Raw genomic sequence first — 15,495 nt, 5'->3', positions numbered from 1 at the left:
GGGGACGGCGCTTCCACGCGTCACCCTGCCACACAGCGTCCAACGCACTAGTCACCCGTCACGTGCGCGTAGATCTTGGGCGCAATCTTGAGTCCTGCGTCGAGAGCTATGCCTCCGGCTCCGAACGGGTCAAGCTTCATCCCCAGGACGCCGGCCCCCTTGGTGCCGATCAACTGGCCTTGGTGATATCCCGCGACGGAAAGCCCCCCCATACGGGACATCAAGCCGCTACCTGCATGCGCGACCTCGTACACCTCGCGAGAAGAACCCCCGATCCGAACCAGGTTGCCCAACCCACGCCCTCCCGTGAGTCCCGCGGTGGCATCCTTGCCCCAAGCCATCAGGACCCGCGAACTACCGGCGACCTTGGTGGCCTCAAAGCCCTTTCCGAGCTTGGCCGCAGTGGCAATGGCCTTGGCCTCGCCGACCACCTTGACCCCCTTCCCGAACATCCCGATCCCCGGCAACAACCCCAAAGAATCAAGCCCGAGCTGCATCCAGCTCACATCCGCCCCCGCCGCCTTGGCGATGCCATGAGCCGCCAGCGTCAGCCCCGCGCCGATGAGCGCCGCCGTGCCGAAGATGGCCGCCAGGGGTGGGAAGGGAAGCGTGACGATGGCCAGCATGCCCAGCACCGCGGTGACGTCGCCCAGCACGTCACCGATCGTCTTGATCAGGTCGGCGTGCTCCTTGAGCCAGTCCCCCGTAGCACCCCACGCATCGGCGATACCCGTACCCAGCTTGTCCCAGAAGCCGGGCTCGTCGGGGGCGATGTCGGCGGCCTTGTCCAGCTCCTTGCTGATGTGGCCGGCGGCCCTCCGGTAACGCTCCTCCAGTTCGTGGACCTTCTGGATGACCCCGTTGACGTCACCGGAGGCCTTGCCGTACTCATCAGTGCCCTCCTTGGCCGTCGACTTGGCCTCGAGCTTCTCCTTGGCCGACTTGTCCAGGCGGGCCGTCTCCTCCTGGAACTCCTGGAGTTCGCCCGCCCAGCGATGCAGTGCACGCGAGGCCTTGTCGAAGGAGTCATGGCTCTTGCGGATGAGCGGGGTGACGTCCTCGCCGATGTACTCCGTGAACGCGATCGCGGTCTTGCCCTTCCAGGCGCCGCACTCGATCCGCTCCAACTCCCCCAGCGCCGTACCAAGTTCGGTTGCCAGCTTGCCGAGCCGCCTGGCGAGTTCCCGGGTGTCCTCGACGTCTCCCGGGGTGGGGTCCCAACCTATGCTCGGCGGGACAACCCGCGTTCCCGCCACGTCACTTGCCCTTCTTGGAGGCCTTGGCGGCCTTGAGGGACTCGGCCAGTTCCAGGTCGAGCCCGTCGAAGGTCTCGGCGATCTTGTTGATCATCTTCACCGCGCCCTGCGTGTGCTTGCCGAGCTGCTTGATGCCGTAGCCCCAGTCGTCGGCGAAGTCCTGCACGTCCTCGACCAGCCCGCTCTCGCCGACGCACGAGGCGTCCGCGCTGCGCAGGCTGCGCCGGGTCGCCTCCACGCGGTCGCTTATCGAGGAGAAGGTCTTCTTCAGGTCCGCGAATATGGTGTCGTCGAGACGCAGGTCACTCATGGAGGTTCCCCCGTGGAACACGTGAAACAACAGTGCGATCAAGACACCGAAGTTATCGGGGAGGCCTACGTCCACGCCACACAGAACCTGCTCCACAGGAGAGGGGATCGTGAATCATTACCGGGAATTTAGCGAAGCACCCCCCAACCCCTCCCCCACCGCCGCGAACGCCGGCTTTCGTCCGTACCCCTCGTCCATCAGTGTCGCCGCGCCCTGGCCGCCGAAGACGCCCGGCACCCACGAGTACTTGTCGCTGAACCCCCACACCGTGAACGACGTGCACCGGCGCGCCTGGACGCACGCGTCCAGCAGGCCCCGGAAGTACGTCGCCTGCGTCGCCAGTTTCTCCTCGGTCACCGGCAGGATCATCCGTACGTCCACCTCCGTGAACGCCGTCTGCATGCCCAGCTTCTCGAAGCGGGCGAGGTTCTCGGCGACCAGGCCCGGGAAGCCGTACTGGATGGCCAGGTGGCCCTGGATGCCGAAGCCCTGGACCGGGACCCCGGCCGCCCGGAGGCGTTTCGCCAGGTCGTAGTAGGCCGTCGACTTCGCGTTGACGCCCTCCACGTTGTAGTCGTTCAGGAACAGCTTGGCCTTGGGGTCGGCCGCGTGGGCCCAGCGGAAGGCGTCCTCGATGTAGTTCGGACCCAGTTCGCGCAGCCAGATCGTGTTCCGGAGGGAGCCGTCCTCTTCGAACACCTCGTTCACCACGTCCCATTGGTAGATCCGGCCCTTGTACCGCTTCACCTCCTTGGTGATGTGGTCCCGCAGGATGCCTCGGAGCTCCCGCGCCCCTATCGAGCCGTCGGCGACCCCCGTCGTCAGCCATCCCGGCAGCTGGTTGTGCCACACCAGCGTGTGCCCCCGTACCGCCTGCCCGTGCGCCCGCGCGAAGCGGACCAGGTCGTCCGCCGGCCGCCAGTCGTACGTCCCCCGGGTCGGCTCCACCGACTCCCACTTCATGACGTTCTCGGCGGTCACCGAGTTGAACTCCCGGGCCGTCGTCCTCCGGTACGTCGTGTCGTCGGCCAGCGCCGCCATGTCCACGGCAGTGCCGATGCGTACGCCGGTGCCGGCCGCCAGCGCCCTCAGCGGGACGGGATCCGGGTGCGCGGAGGCCGGCTGCGCAGCCGCGCCGGTGATCGCCAGCGTCGCACCCAGCACCGCCATGGAAACGGGCATGCGGAAGACGTTCATGTACGGGTCCCCTCACTACTTGTCATATGGGTGTACTGCCTGCCGTGCTCAGCGGACGCGGTGGCTCTCCAGCGGTCCCAGATACGTCGGTGTCAGCCCGCCCGTGTCGATCACCAGCCGCTGCACCACCACCGTCGGGTCGACCGCCCAGAACTTCAGCCGGTGGACGCCCGGCGCCGTCACCGTGTGCCTGGTCGCCGTCACGTTCACGTTGTCGGAGGTGTGGCGCGCCCACTGCTTGTTCATCAGGCCGTCGTCCGCACCCGTCACCGCGTGGATGTCGACCTGCCGCGGCTCGGCCTCGTCGAACGAGACCGCGTAGCGCAGCCCGCCCGTCGCGAGCGTCGGGTTGCGCGGCGAGAGGTAGGCCCACACCGTCACCTCGCCCGCCGACAGCAGGCTGACCTCGTACTCCAGCCGTGCCGCCGATGCCCCACCGGGGGTCTGGCGAGGAGCCGTCACCGGCCAGGGGGTCATCCCGGCCCCCGTACGGCCGATGCGGTCCAGTCGGCGCCAAGTCCCCTTCGCCCGCGAGTAGTTGTCGGCATCGATCGCCACATAACCCCCGGCCTCCACGAACCCCCGCAGTCCCCGGCGCTCCCTCCGCGACGGCTTCTGGGCCACGCACGCGACCGTCACCGACGCCCCCGCACCCGCACCCGACACCGTCAACGCGGCCTCCGTACGGCCGTCCGGCACCCGGGCCCAGTCCACCGACACCCGCAGCCGCACCTGCTGCTCGACCCGCCCCCTCGGCCGGTCCACCACCAGCCACGGCGCCGACGACTCCACCCGGTACTCGAACGGCGTACGCCCCCGGTTGAACACCTCGATGTACTGGTCGGGGCGTGTCTGGTACGGGCTGAACAGGGGGAGCGCGGCCGGTGCCGAGGAACCCCCCGGCCACCACTCCCCCGAGTCCTCGGACCCGTCGACGGAGACCCCCAACTCGGCGCTCTCCGGCAGCTCCAGCCGCCGCACCGCCGGGAACAGCACGTCCGGGAGCGCCACGTTGTTCTTCTCGGGCTGCTGCCAGGGCGCGTTGGGTCCGTACCGTTCGACGTCCCCGTAGTCGATGTGCGGCTGCGTCTGGAAGCCCTCCCATTTGCCGCCCGCCACCTGGTGGTTGAAGCGGGCGGCGAGTGCGAAGTCCCGTTCCAGGCCTGCTTCCGCCTCCGCCGCGCGGTCGTTCGTCGCCGCGCGCCCCTGGGCCGCGTACAGCAGGTTCTTGAACTCGGCCTCGCGCAGGCCGTACAGGTTGACGGACGCCTCCACCGCGTACCCGACGAGCTCGTACCACGCGTCCTGGAGCCGGGCGGGCAGGCGCCTGCGTACCCGTTCGGCCTCCTTCCCCAGCCGCCGCCAGTCCTCCGTCGCCCGCTCCAACTCCCGGTGCCCGAAGGCGAAAGGGGTCTCCTGGTCGTCGTAGACGATCGCCGACTCGTCCTTCGTCGGGTCCTTCGCCGGGTTCAGGGTGATCCGGCGGTTCAGCAGCTCCGGCTTGCGGCGGGCCTGGAGCCGCCCGTACTCGGCGAGGACGGAGGCGATCGCCGTCGCGTGCTCGGCGCCGAAGTTCTGGCGGGCGTACCGGCGTTCCCACTCCTCCAGGTCGGACAGATCCCAACGGGTCGGGTTCCAGGCGTAGTTCAGGAAGAACTCGGTCGGGAGTTCGTTGCCCTTCAGGTCGCCCACGTTGGCCACCCACAGGCCGTGGTTGCCGTAGGCGTGGGCCTGGTGGAGCTGGTCCCAGAGGTTGTGGAGGTTGGTGGTGTCCACCCACTTGTAGTTGCGGCCGACGCCCACGTAGTCGAAGTGGTAGTAGAGGCCGTAGCCGCCGCTTCTCGCCGGTTCCGCCGGGTTGGGGTGCTTGCGGATGTTGCCCCAGTTGTCGTCGGTCAGGACGACGGTGACATCGTCGGGGACGCGTAGCCCGCGGTCCCAGTAGCGCTGGACCTCCTTGTACAGGGTCCACACCTGCGGGGTCTCCCCTACGGGCTTCCCGGTCACCTCGGCGATGATCCCGCGCTGGGTCTCGATGATCTCGCGCATCAGCTCGATGCCGTCGCCGTCCGGCAGGCTCGTGTCGCCGTTGCCGCGCATGCCCAGGGTGACGACGCCCTCGAAGTCCTGGTCGACCATCCGCCGGATGCCGTCGCGCCAGTACGCCCGGATCGCCTCCGCGTTGCGGCGGTACGACCACTCGCCGGTGCCCCCGTACGGGTCCCGGCCCGGAGTCACCACATTCCCCGCGCTGTCGCGTACGGCCGGTACCGCGTGCCGGTTCCACTCCTCGATGCCCCGCATCATCGGCGCCTCGTGGGAGGTGCCCATGACGATGCCGTACGCCTTCGCGCGGGCGTGGTTCTCCGGGTCGTCCTCGGCGAACGCCCGGCCCCAGACGGCCGGCCAGAGATAGTTCGCCTTGAGGCGCAGCAGCACCTCGAAGACACGGGAGAAGAAGGCGGAGTTGAAGCCTCCGGGGTGGCCGGGGGCCTTTCCGGGGCCGAAGAACCTCGGCGCCCAGGTCCCGAGCGCCGGGTTCTCGTCGTTGATGAAGATCCCGCGGTACTTCACGGCCGGGGTGCCCTGCGTGTGCCTGCCCGGCAGGACGTACACGGCGTCGCGGTGGACCGGCGGCACGTCGTCCCACCAGTACCAGGGCGAGACGCCGATGCCGTACGAGACGTCGTACGCGCCGAAGATCGTGCCGCGCGGGTCGCTGCCCGCGATGACAAGTGCGCGCTCAACCCCGGGCATCGGGCGCTCCACGACCGTCTGCAGCGAGGTCTCCCAGCGCCCGGCGATGCCCGTGACGTCCAGCTTGCCGGAGCGGATCAGACCGTCGATCAGCGGGCTGCGGCCGATGGTGCCGACGAGGATCACCTCACGGGCGACGGTCGCGCCCGGACGTATCCCCGTGACGCGTTCGATGTCGTCCCGCAGGTCACCGGCGACCCGTACGACTCCGGGGTGGTCCTCGGCGCTGACGACGACCGGCGCCCCGACGACCGCGAACGCGCCGCCGGTGAACGAGATGTACGCACCGGAGTCCGTGCGCCGCGCCGCACTCTCCCCGGCCCGCGCGACCCCCGACAGCACCGGCACCGCCGCGAGACCGGCCCCCACACCGAGCACAGCCCTGCGGCTGACGGACCCAGACATGAACGTACCCACCCCTCCGCCGAATTTGGTCAGTGGCATGACAAATAGTGAAGGGAGTGACCAGCGGGGGGAACGGGTCGTGCGCGCCGAATAGTTTCGTAACAGCAAAGAGGCCCGCACGACCGAAGTCGTACGGGCCTCCTCTGGAAGCTCGTGAGAGCTACCGGGTCAGGCTGTCAAGCCAACAAGCGATTACTTGTTGATCTTGATGACCTGGCCGGCGCCCACGGTCCGGCCACCCTCACGGATGGCGAACTTCAGGCCCTCTTCCATGGCGATGGGCTGGATGAGCTCGACGCTCATCTCGGTGTTGTCGCCCGGCATGACCATCTCGGTGCCCTCGGGGAGGGTCACGACGCCGGTCACGTCCGTGGTGCGGAAGTAGAACTGGGGGCGGTAGTTGTTGAAGAACGGCGTGTGACGGCCGCCCTCGTCCTTGGACAGGATGTAGGCCTGCGCCTCGAACGAGGTGTGCGGGGTGACCGAGCCCGGCTTGATGATGACCTGGCCGCGCTCGACGTCCTCGCGCTTGATGCCACGGAGGAGCAGACCGACGTTCTCACCGGCCTGGCCCTCGTCGAGCAGCTTGCGGAACATCTCGATGCCGGTGACCGTGGTGGTGGTCTTCTCCTGCTTGATGCCGATGATGTCAACGGTCTCGTTGACCTTCAGGACACCACGCTCGATACGGCCGGTGACGACCGTACCGCGACCGGTGATCGTGAAGACGTCCTCGACGGGCATGAGGAACGGCTTGTCGACGTCACGCTCGGGGGTCGGGATGGCGTCGTCGACGGCCTGCATGAGATCGAGAACCGACTGACCCCACTCGGCGTCGCCCTCGAGCGCCTTGAGCGCCGAGACCTTGACGACCGGCAGGTCGTCGCCCGGGAACTCGTACTCGGAGAGGAGCTCACGGACCTCGAGCTCGACGAGCTCCAGGATCTCCTCGTCGTCCACCATGTCGGCCTTGTTCAGGGCGACGACGATGTACGGCACGCCGACCTGGCGGGCCAGGAGCACGTGCTCCTTGGTCTGCGGCATCGGGCCGTCGGTGGCGGCCACGACCAGGATCGCGCCGTCCATCTGGGCGGCACCGGTGATCATGTTCTTGATGTAGTCCGCGTGACCCGGGCAGTCGACGTGGGCGTAGTGACGACCCTCCGTCTGGTACTCGACGTGCGCGATGGAGATGGTGATACCGCGCTGACGCTCTTCAGGAGCCTTGTCGATCTGGTCGAAGGCCGAGGCCTCGTTCAGGTCGGGGTACTTGTCGTGCAGCACCTTGGTAATGGCGGCCGTGAGGGTCGTCTTACCGTGGTCGATGTGACCGATGGTGCCGATGTTGACGTGCGGCTTAGTCCGCTCGAACTTTGCCTTCGCCACTGGGGTCCTCCTGCGGAGTGGTTCTGGTACGCCTTACTCATCGGCGCCAGGTGATCTTTGCTGGGATGCCGCCCGCCGGGGTTTTCCCTCCCGGGTTTCCCCCGGCGGTCGGTGTCAAGCCTAAAGCGTGTAAACGGGGTGTGTTACTCGCCCTTGGCCTTCGCGATGATCTCCTCGGCGACGTTCCGGGGAACCTCGGCGTAGGAGTCGAACTGCATCGAGTAGCTTGCGCGACCCGAGGTCTTGCTGCGGAGGTCACCGACGTAGCCGAACATCTCCGAGAGGGGCACGAGGCCCTTCACGACGCGGGCGCCGCTGCGCTCCTCCATGGCCTGGATCTGGCCACGGCGGGAGTTGAGGTCGCCGATGACATCACCCATCGACTCCTCGGGCGTGGTGACCTCGACGGCCATCATCGGCTCGAGGAGCACGGGGGACGCCTTGCGGGCGGCCTCCTTGAAGGCCTGCGAGCCGGCGATCTTGAACGCCAGTTCGGAGGAGTCGACCTCGTGGTAGGCACCGTCGAGAAGCGTGACGCGGACGCCCGTCATCTCGTAGCCCGCGAGGATGCCGAACTGCATGGCCTCCTGCGCACCGGCGTCCACCGACGGGATGTACTCCCGCGGGATACGGCCACCGGTCACCTTGTTGACGAACTCGTACGCCGGGCCGTCGGACTCGGTGATGGGCTCGATCGCGATCTGCACCTTGGCGAACTGACCGGTACCACCGGTCTGCTTCTTGTGGGTGTAGTCCACGCGCTCGACGACCTTGCGGATCGTCTCACGGTAGGCGACCTGCGGCTTGCCGACGTTGGCCTCGACGCGGAACTCGCGCTTCATACGGTCGACCAGCACCTCGAGGTGCAGCTCGCCCATACCACCGAGGATGGTCTGGCCGGTCTCCTCGTCCGAGTGAACGTGGAAGGAGGGGTCCTCCTCCGCGAGACGCTGGATGGCGACACCCAGCTTCTCCTGGTCACCCTTGGACTTCGGCTCGATGGCGACCTGGATGACCGGCGCCGGGAAGTCCATGGACTCCAGGATCACCGGGTTCTTGTCGTCACAGAGGGTCTCACCGGTCGTGGTCTGCTTCAGACCCATCACGGCGACGATGTCGCCGGCGCCCACCGCGTCGATCTCCTCACGCTTGTTCGCGTGCATGCGGTAGATCTTGCCGATGCGCTCCTTCTTGCCCTTGACGGAGTTCAGCACCGCGGTGCCGGTCTCCAGGCGGCCCGAGTAAACCCGGACGAAGGTGAGCTTGCCGAGGTGCGGGTCGCTCATGATCTTGAACGCCAGCGCGGACAGCGGCTCGTCCTCGGACGGCTTGCGCTTGACGACGACCTCGGGGTCCTTGACGTCGTGACCCTCGATGGCCTCGACGTCGAGCGGGGTCGGCAGGTAGCGCACGACCGCGTCGAGCAGGGGCTGGACGCCCTTGTTCTTGAACGCGGTGCCACAGAACACCGGGGTGACGGTGACGCCGTCGGACTTGCCGGACGCGATGGTGACACGACGGATCGCGGCGTACAGCTGCTCCTCGGTGGGCTCCTGGCCCTCCAGGAACAGCTCCATGATCTCGTCGTCGTTCTCCGCGACGGTCTCGACCAGCTTGCCGCGGTACTCCTCGGCAGCCTCGGCGTGCGTGGCGGGGATGTCGACGACGTCGTACATCTCGCCCTTCGCCGCCTCGGCGGACCACACGAGCGCCTTCATGCGGACCAGGTCCACAACGCCCTTGAAGTCCATCTCGGCGCCGATCGGCAGCTGCATGATGATCGGAACCGCGCCGAGGCGGTCCTTGATCATGTCCACGCAGCGGTGGAACTCCGCGCCGGTCCGGTCGAGCTTGTTGACGAAGCAGATGCGCGGCACGCCGTAACGGTCGGCCTGACGCCACACCGTCTCGGACTGCGGCTCGACACCGGCGACGCCGTCGAACACGGTGACGGCGCCGTCGAGGACGCGGAGCGAACGCTCCACCTCGACGGTGAAGTCGACGTGCCCGGGGGTGTCGATGATGTTGATGGTGTGGTCGACGTCTTCCAGCGGCCAGTGACAGGTGGTCGCAGCAGAGGTGATCGTGATGCCACGCTCCTGCTCCTGCTCCATCCAGTCCATGGTCGCGGCGCCGTCGTGGACCTCACCGATCTTGTAGCTGACGCCGGTGTAGAAGAGGATCCGCTCGGTGGTGGTCGTCTTGCCCGCGTCGATGTGGGCCATGATCCCGATGTTGCGGACCCTGGCCAGGTCAAGTGAAGTGGTAGCCATAAGGCTTCGGTCTTCTCTCGGTCTCGATGGGGGTAGCGACTACCAGCGGTAGTGCGCGAAGGCCTTGTTGGACTCGGCCATCTTGTGGGTGTCCTCGCGCTTCTTCACGGCCGCTCCGAGGCCGTTCGAAGCGTCGAGAAGCTCGTTGAGCAGACGCTCGGTCATGGTCTTCTCGCGACGGGCGCGGGAGTAACCGACCAGCCAGCGCAGCGCGAGCGTGTTGGCGCGACCGGGCTTGACCTCGATCGGAACCTGGTACGTCGCACCACCGACACGGCGGGACTTGACCTCGAGGGTCGGCTTGATGTTCTCCAGCGCGCGCTTCAGCGTGATGACCGGGTCGTTGCTGGTCTTCTCGCGCAGGCCCTCCATGGCGCCGTACACGATGCGCTCGGCGGTGGAGCGCTTGCCGTTCAGCAGCACCTTGTTGATCAGCGACGTGACAAGAGGAGAACCGTAGACCGGGTCGATGATGACCGGGCGCTTCGGGGCGGGGCCCTTACGAGGCATTCTTACTTCTCCTTCTTGGCGCCGTAGCGGCTGCGGGCCTGCTTGCGGTTCTTGACACCCTGGGTGTCAAGGGAGCCGCGGATGATCTTGTAGCGAACACCGGGCAGGTCCTTCACACGGCCACCACGCACGAGCACGATGGAGTGCTCCTGCAGGTTGTGTCCCTCACCCGGAATGTAAGCGGTGACTTCGATCCCGCTGGTCAGACGCACACGCGCGACCTTACGCAGGGCCGAGTTCGGCTTCTTCGGGGTGGTCGTGAACACACGCGTGCAGACACCACGGCGCTGGGGAGAACCCTCGAGCGCGGGCGTCTTGTTCTTCTCGACCTTGTCCTGCCGGCCCTTCCGGACCAGCTGCTGGATCGTAGGCACTACTTCTCCGGTTTCTGTGTGCCGATGGTGAAGCTAACCTGGAACGTCGCCGACCCACGCGGTCGGGTGTGTCGGATACTGCGGATTCCCGCCGCGAGGCGGAAAGGGCGCAGATCGCGGTGGCCGCTTACGGCTCCCCGTGCGGTTCGAAGGCACGCACGAGGGCCAGGGCACACCCCAGGCACAAGGTCTGAGCGTACCTACCTCAACGACTTCGGTCAAAACAAATGAAGGCCGCTACGACACGCCGGGCCCGAGGCCACTTCCGAACCCTTCTTTGACTGCTTGTGCCAGCTTGCGCCTGCTTTTGGCCGCTTGCGAGCCGAGGTGGCTGAATCGCGCCCTTTACAGCTCCGGGGAGCTGCCCGTTCAGTACCTTGATCCGTCCGCTGCGACGATTCGGGGGCAGAGCGTGATGAGGACGGCCGCGTACTCACTGGACGACGGGGGCCTGGACGACCGGGTGCCCTTCCTCGCCCGCCTCGAACAGCACGACCGCACGGCGCTCCTGTCCCTGGGCCGGGAGCTGAATTTCGCCACCCGGGTCGCCCTGATCCACCAGAGCGAGCCCTCCTCCCACGTCCTGTTCCTCGTCCAGGGCTGGACGAAGGTGACGGCCTCCGCCGCCAACGGCTACGAGGCGCTCCTCTCACTGCGTGGCCCCGGCGACATAGTCGGCGAGTCGGCGGCGCTCACCGGCCGCCCCCGCTCGGCCACGGTGACCGCGCTGGAGGCGGTACGGGCGGTGGCGGTCGAACACGAACGGTTCAAGGACTTCTTGGGCCGTTCACCAGCCGTCTCGTTCGCACTCCTGGGCCTGACGGCCGACCGCACCCGAGCCGCGGACCGCCGCCGCCTGGAGTTCGCGTCCATGAACGTCCGAGAACGCTTCGCGATCCTCCTCCTGGACCTGGCCCGCACCCACGGCCGCCGCACCCCCGAGGGAATCGAACTCTCGGTCCCCCTGAGCAAGCAGGAACTGGCGGGTTCGGTGGGCGCGTCGAGGGAGATGGTCCAACGACTGCTGAGGGAACTGCGAGAGAAGGAGGCGGTGGAGACGGGGAGGCGGGCACTGCTGATACGCAGACCGGACATCTTGCGAAGGATCGCCGCGGCGGAGGGATGAGAAGGGGTGAGCCGGGATACGGGGGCGCGCTCGGCGCGGCGGCTTCGTGCGGCGCACCTCCGCGCGGGCCGCTGCGTGCGGGGGCTTCCGTGCGGGCCGCTGTGCGCGGGGGCTTCCGTGCGGCACACCTCCGTGCGGGGGCTTCGTGCGGTGGCCTCCGCGCGGCGCACCTCCGTGCGGGCCGCTGCGTGCGGGGGCTTCCGTGCGGGCCGCTGCGTGCGGGGGCTTCCGTCCGGCAGCTTCCGCGCGGCACACCTCCGTGCGGGGGCTTCGTGCGGCGGCTTCCGCGCGGCACACCTCCGTGCGGGGGCTTCGTGCGGCGGCTTCCGCGCGGCGCACCTCCGTGCGGGCCGCTGCGTGCGGGGGCTTCCGTCCGGCGGCTTCCGTACGGCGCACCTCCGTGCGGGGGCTTCGTGCGGTGGCCTCCGTGTGCGGGGGCTGCATGCCGTGGCGTCCGTGCAGGGGCTGCATGCCGTGGCTTCTGCGGGCGGGTGCTTTCTTGGCGCCGGTGCGGGCAACTCAGCCCGTCCGGCGATTGAGGACAAGGCCCGTTCAGGGCCGGAGCGGGGGTCCGGGGGCGGCAGCCCCCGGATCGGCGCCCACACCAACTCCCCCCGCCCCGCGGAGCGTATGTGCACACCGTCACACTCCGACTGCGTCATCCGCCCTCACACCCCACCACCCCCACCCACCACGCTGCTGCAAGCACCCCGCACATTGTCGAAGGGCGACCATGACCGACCCCCTGAGCCGCACGATCCTGCTGCTGGACATCGAGAGGTTCAGCGACCGGGACGACGTCGAGCAGGCGTACCTGCGGCGCATGCTGTACGACATCACCGACCGCGCGCTGGAGAGCGCCGGTATCGACGAGACCCGCCGTCTGCGCGCCGACCGGGGCGACTCCGTGATGGAGCTCATCGACGCGAACGCCCCGGTCACCGCCCTGCTCCGGGCCCTCCTCGTGGACGTCCCGGCACAGTTGAAGGTCGTCAACCGGATGGCGTCCAGCTCGGCCCAGATCCGGCTGCGCGGGGTCGTGGCCACCGGTTACGTGGCCGTGGACGAGCACGACGGCTGGGTCGGCACCGACCTGAACGACGCCTGCAGGCTGCTGGACGCCCAGCTGCTGCGGGCGGCGCTGCGCGAACGCCCTGACGACCTCGCCCTGATCGTGTCGGACGCCCTGTACACCGGCGTCGTACGGCACGACCACCCCGGCATCCCGGCCGGCGAGTTCCACCCGGTCGGGGTGGACACCAAGAACGGCCCGATGAGGGCGTGGCTGCACGGCCCGCCGCCCAGCGGCCACCAGGCGGCGCCGGCCGGTACGGCCGACCAGGACCACCGTGACACGGGGGCGGGGGAGGCGCCGGGCGGTTCGGGGGACCGCCCGGCGCCACAGACACGGCAGACACCGCGGACGCCACACGCCCCGGATGCCGCGGAGTCCTCCAGGGTCCCCGCGCAGGGCACCTCCCCGGCGCCGGAGAGCCGCCCCGCGCCGGGCGCCGTCTTCAACTTCAACGGCGCCGTGAACGTCGGCGGCAGTGTGGTGGCCGGCGACCAGCACGGTGTCAGCGGCGGTCAAGTCACCGGGGACGTCAACATGGGCGGCAGCAACAAGGGTGACGCCTCATGAGCACCCCGGAGGCACCGGCCCCCGTCCGCTCCGGGCCCGAGGACCCGCCCGCCTCCGACGACGGCAAGGACGGCAAGGACGGCAGAGAGGGCGCCGCCAAGGACGCGAAGGAGTCCGAGGGCGCCGAGGGCTCGGAGGAACAGGAGCGGCCCCAGACCGCCTGGTCGGCCCGGCGTGACCTGATCCACCACAGCCCCCGGAGCATGAACGTCGGCGACCGTGCCCGCTTCGGCGGCAGCCTGGTCGGCGGCGACCAGCACGGTGTCAGCGGGGGCCGGGTCACCGGTGACGTGATCATGGGTACCAAGACGGAGATCCACCAGTGGTCGATACCCGGGTTCTCCGCGCCGTCCACCGCCTCCGGCGAGGTCCCGCAGTCCACGCTCGACCGGCTCGCCGCCTCGTTCGTCGCCGCCGAGGCGACCGTCGAGGACCTGCTCGCCCGGCTGCGCCGCGACCGCGTCCTCGTCCTGTCCGGCGCCCGCTTCACCGGCAGACGTACGGCGGCCCTGACCCTGCTGCACCGGCTCGGCGCAGCCCCCGTACACACGATCGACCGCGACACGGACCCGAGCGGGCTGGCGGACAGGTTCACCGCGCCGACGGACACCGCGGAGGAACCCGGGAACCAGCCCCGCGGCTATGTCCTCGCCGACCTCGCCACCCGCCGTGACCGCCCTCTCCGAGAGCACCACCTCCTCGCCGCCCGCGACCGGCTGGCCGCGCGGGACGCGTACCTCGTCGTCACCGTCGGCCACACCGCCGTACTGGAGGACGTACCCGTCGTCGAATGGCGGTCGCCGCCTCCGGCCGAGGTGCTCGCCGCACATCTCCGCAGCCGCGTCGACGACAACGACACGGCCGCGAAACTGCTCGAACTCCCTTACGTCACCGAGTTCCTCGGCCGCAGTCACCAGCTCCGCGAGGTCGCCGCCTTCGCACAGCTGCTCGGCCGGTTCGCGGCCGGCGAGGTCACCGAGGACGCCGTCGGCCAGTTCTCCCTGATCTCGCTGGAGAACCAGGTCCAGGAGTGGTTCGAGGAGGACGAGGCGTCGGTCCATCTGCGCGACAAGGCGTTCCTGGTCGCGCTGGCCTCGTTCGACGGCGGTCCGTACGCCCTCACCGCCGAGCTCAGCGACCTGCTCTACCGCTTCCTCCAGCAGACCCAGTCCCCGGCCACGCACGCCGACGTCCCGGTGTTCGGCACCCACATAGGCAAGCGCCTCCAACTGGCCCGCGCCCGGCTGTACGAGGAGGACGAGAACACCGAGTGGGGCCCGGTCACCCAGCGGAAGGCCGCGTTCGTCGACGACCGCGCCTCCCTCGTACTCCTGCGCGAGGTCTGGACGGGCCACCCCTCCGCGCGCCCCGCGCTGATCGACTGGCTGCGCCGGCTGGCCGACGACGGCCGCCCTCTCGTCCGTACCCGGGCCGCGTCCACGGTGGCCGTCCTCGCCCGCACGGATCTGCCCTCGGCCATGGCCCTCGTCATCGAACCCTGGGCGATCTCCAACCGCTTCCGGCACCGCCTGGTGGCCGTCAACGCGCTCACCCTCGCCCACCTCATCGACACGCCGAACATCCCGCGCATCCTCGACGAGTGGTCCAAGGGCGAGGACCGGCGGCTGCGCTGGGTGGCCGTACGGGCGTACGCGCTGATCGGTGCCGAACGTCCCGAACAGGCCCTGGCCGCCCTGCGCGCCGCGGCCCGCAGCCTGTACCGGGGCCTCGCCGACCAGGACGCCTTCGACCGCGAGATGGCCCGCGAACTCGCCGAAGCGGTCGCCCTGCTGCTCCTCTCCGAGGCCGGCGACCGCGTCCTCGCGGAACTGCGGCTGCACCTGCCCGACGACCGCCCGGTGCACGACCTGACCATCGACGGCTTCGTCAGCGCCTGCCGCCACACCCAGGACGACGAGCGGTACGGCCATCCGCTGGTCCTCGACTGGTACGCGCGGTCGGCCACCGAGGGCTCGGCCGCCGCCCACGGCATCCCGTTCCTGTGGCGGGCGGCGCTGGGCGACCCGAACGCGACCCGGCACGCCCTGGACGTGCTGCGCGAGTGGGTCCTCGTCGCCGACCGCTCCACCACCACGGAATGGGCCCTGGCGGCCCTTCTCCCGACCCTGGTCACCACCCCGGCGGAGTACCAGCGCCTGGGCCACCTCCTGCGGACGATGCCGGGCGAGGACGGCGCCGCCCCGCCCGCGGTGGCAGCCCGCCTCCTCACGACGCTCCCCGTCCGCCAGTAAGTCACGT

11 protein-coding genes are annotated in these 15,495 nt (G+C 69.0%); 3 read left to right on the top strand and 8 right to left on the bottom strand.

The window, feature by feature from the left end:
* Positions 1 to 47: 47 nt before the first annotated feature.
* The 8 genes from ABZ855_RS03505 to rpsL all read right to left on the bottom strand — a co-directional run bounded on the left by ABZ855_RS03505 (position 48) and on the right by rpsL (position 10,468).
* Complete coding sequence (locus ABZ855_RS03505) at positions 48 to 1,256, bottom strand: putative T7SS-secreted protein (RefSeq protein WP_360800166.1); 1,209 nt, start codon at positions 1,254 to 1,256, stop codon at positions 48 to 50.
* A 1-nt stretch (position 1,257) separates the two neighbouring features.
* A complete protein-coding gene (locus ABZ855_RS03500; protein WP_360800163.1) occupies positions 1,258 to 1,566 on the bottom strand; it encodes a hypothetical protein in 309 nt (102 codons plus the stop codon).
* A 117-nt stretch (positions 1,567 to 1,683) separates the two neighbouring features.
* Positions 1,684 to 2,763 (bottom strand): endo-1,4-beta-xylanase, encoded by a 1,080-nt coding sequence (locus ABZ855_RS03495; RefSeq protein WP_360800160.1) that lies wholly within the window; start codon positions 2,761 to 2,763, stop codon positions 1,684 to 1,686.
* 48 nt (positions 2,764 to 2,811) lie between these two features.
* Entirely contained in the window at positions 2,812 to 5,925 is a 3,114-nt protein-coding gene (locus tag ABZ855_RS03490; protein WP_360800157.1) for a glycosyl hydrolase 115 family protein, read from the bottom strand.
* A gap of 192 nt (positions 5,926 to 6,117) precedes the next feature.
* Positions 6,118 to 7,311: an elongation factor Tu gene (gene tuf / locus ABZ855_RS03485; protein WP_360800154.1), complete on the bottom strand. Its 1,194-nt coding sequence runs from the start codon at positions 7,309 to 7,311 to the stop codon at positions 6,118 to 6,120.
* 143 nt (positions 7,312 to 7,454) lie between these two features.
* A complete protein-coding gene (gene fusA / locus ABZ855_RS03480; RefSeq protein WP_360800151.1) occupies positions 7,455 to 9,584 on the bottom strand; it encodes an elongation factor G in 2,130 nt (709 codons plus the stop codon).
* 39 nt (positions 9,585 to 9,623) lie between these two features.
* A complete protein-coding gene (gene rpsG / locus ABZ855_RS03475) occupies positions 9,624 to 10,094 on the bottom strand; it encodes a 30S ribosomal protein S7 (RefSeq protein WP_005481264.1) in 471 nt (156 codons plus the stop codon).
* Positions 10,095 to 10,096: 2 nt separating this feature from the next.
* Complete coding sequence (gene rpsL, locus ABZ855_RS03470; protein WP_003948652.1) at positions 10,097 to 10,468, bottom strand: 30S ribosomal protein S12; 372 nt, start codon at positions 10,466 to 10,468, stop codon at positions 10,097 to 10,099.
* Positions 10,469 to 10,883: 415 nt separating this feature from the next.
* Here rpsL and ABZ855_RS03465 point away from each other — a divergent pair, with 415 nt between their 5' ends.
* The 3 genes from ABZ855_RS03465 (at position 10,884) to ABZ855_RS03455 (ending at position 15,488) form a co-directional block, all read left to right on the top strand.
* Complete coding sequence (locus ABZ855_RS03465; protein WP_360800148.1) at positions 10,884 to 11,594, top strand: Crp/Fnr family transcriptional regulator; 711 nt, start codon at positions 10,884 to 10,886, stop codon at positions 11,592 to 11,594.
* Between the two features lie 733 nt (positions 11,595 to 12,327).
* The gene (locus ABZ855_RS03460) at positions 12,328 to 13,236 is read left to right on the top strand and encodes a hypothetical protein (RefSeq protein WP_360800145.1); all 909 of its coding nucleotides are present in this window, start codon (positions 12,328 to 12,330) and stop codon (positions 13,234 to 13,236) included.
* Complete coding sequence (locus ABZ855_RS03455; RefSeq protein WP_360800142.1) at positions 13,233 to 15,488, top strand: hypothetical protein; 2,256 nt, start codon at positions 13,233 to 13,235, stop codon at positions 15,486 to 15,488. Before ABZ855_RS03460 ends, ABZ855_RS03455 begins: the two co-directional genes overlap by 4 nt.
* Positions 15,489 to 15,495: the final 7 nt, after the last annotated feature.

The sequence above is a fragment of the Streptomyces sp. NPDC047042 genome, assembly GCF_040644035.1.
Lineage (GTDB): Bacteria > Actinomycetota > Actinomycetes > Streptomycetales > Streptomycetaceae > Streptomyces.
The sequence above is the reverse complement of the archived record's forward strand: the minus strand, read 5'-3'. Positions and strand labels throughout refer to the sequence as shown.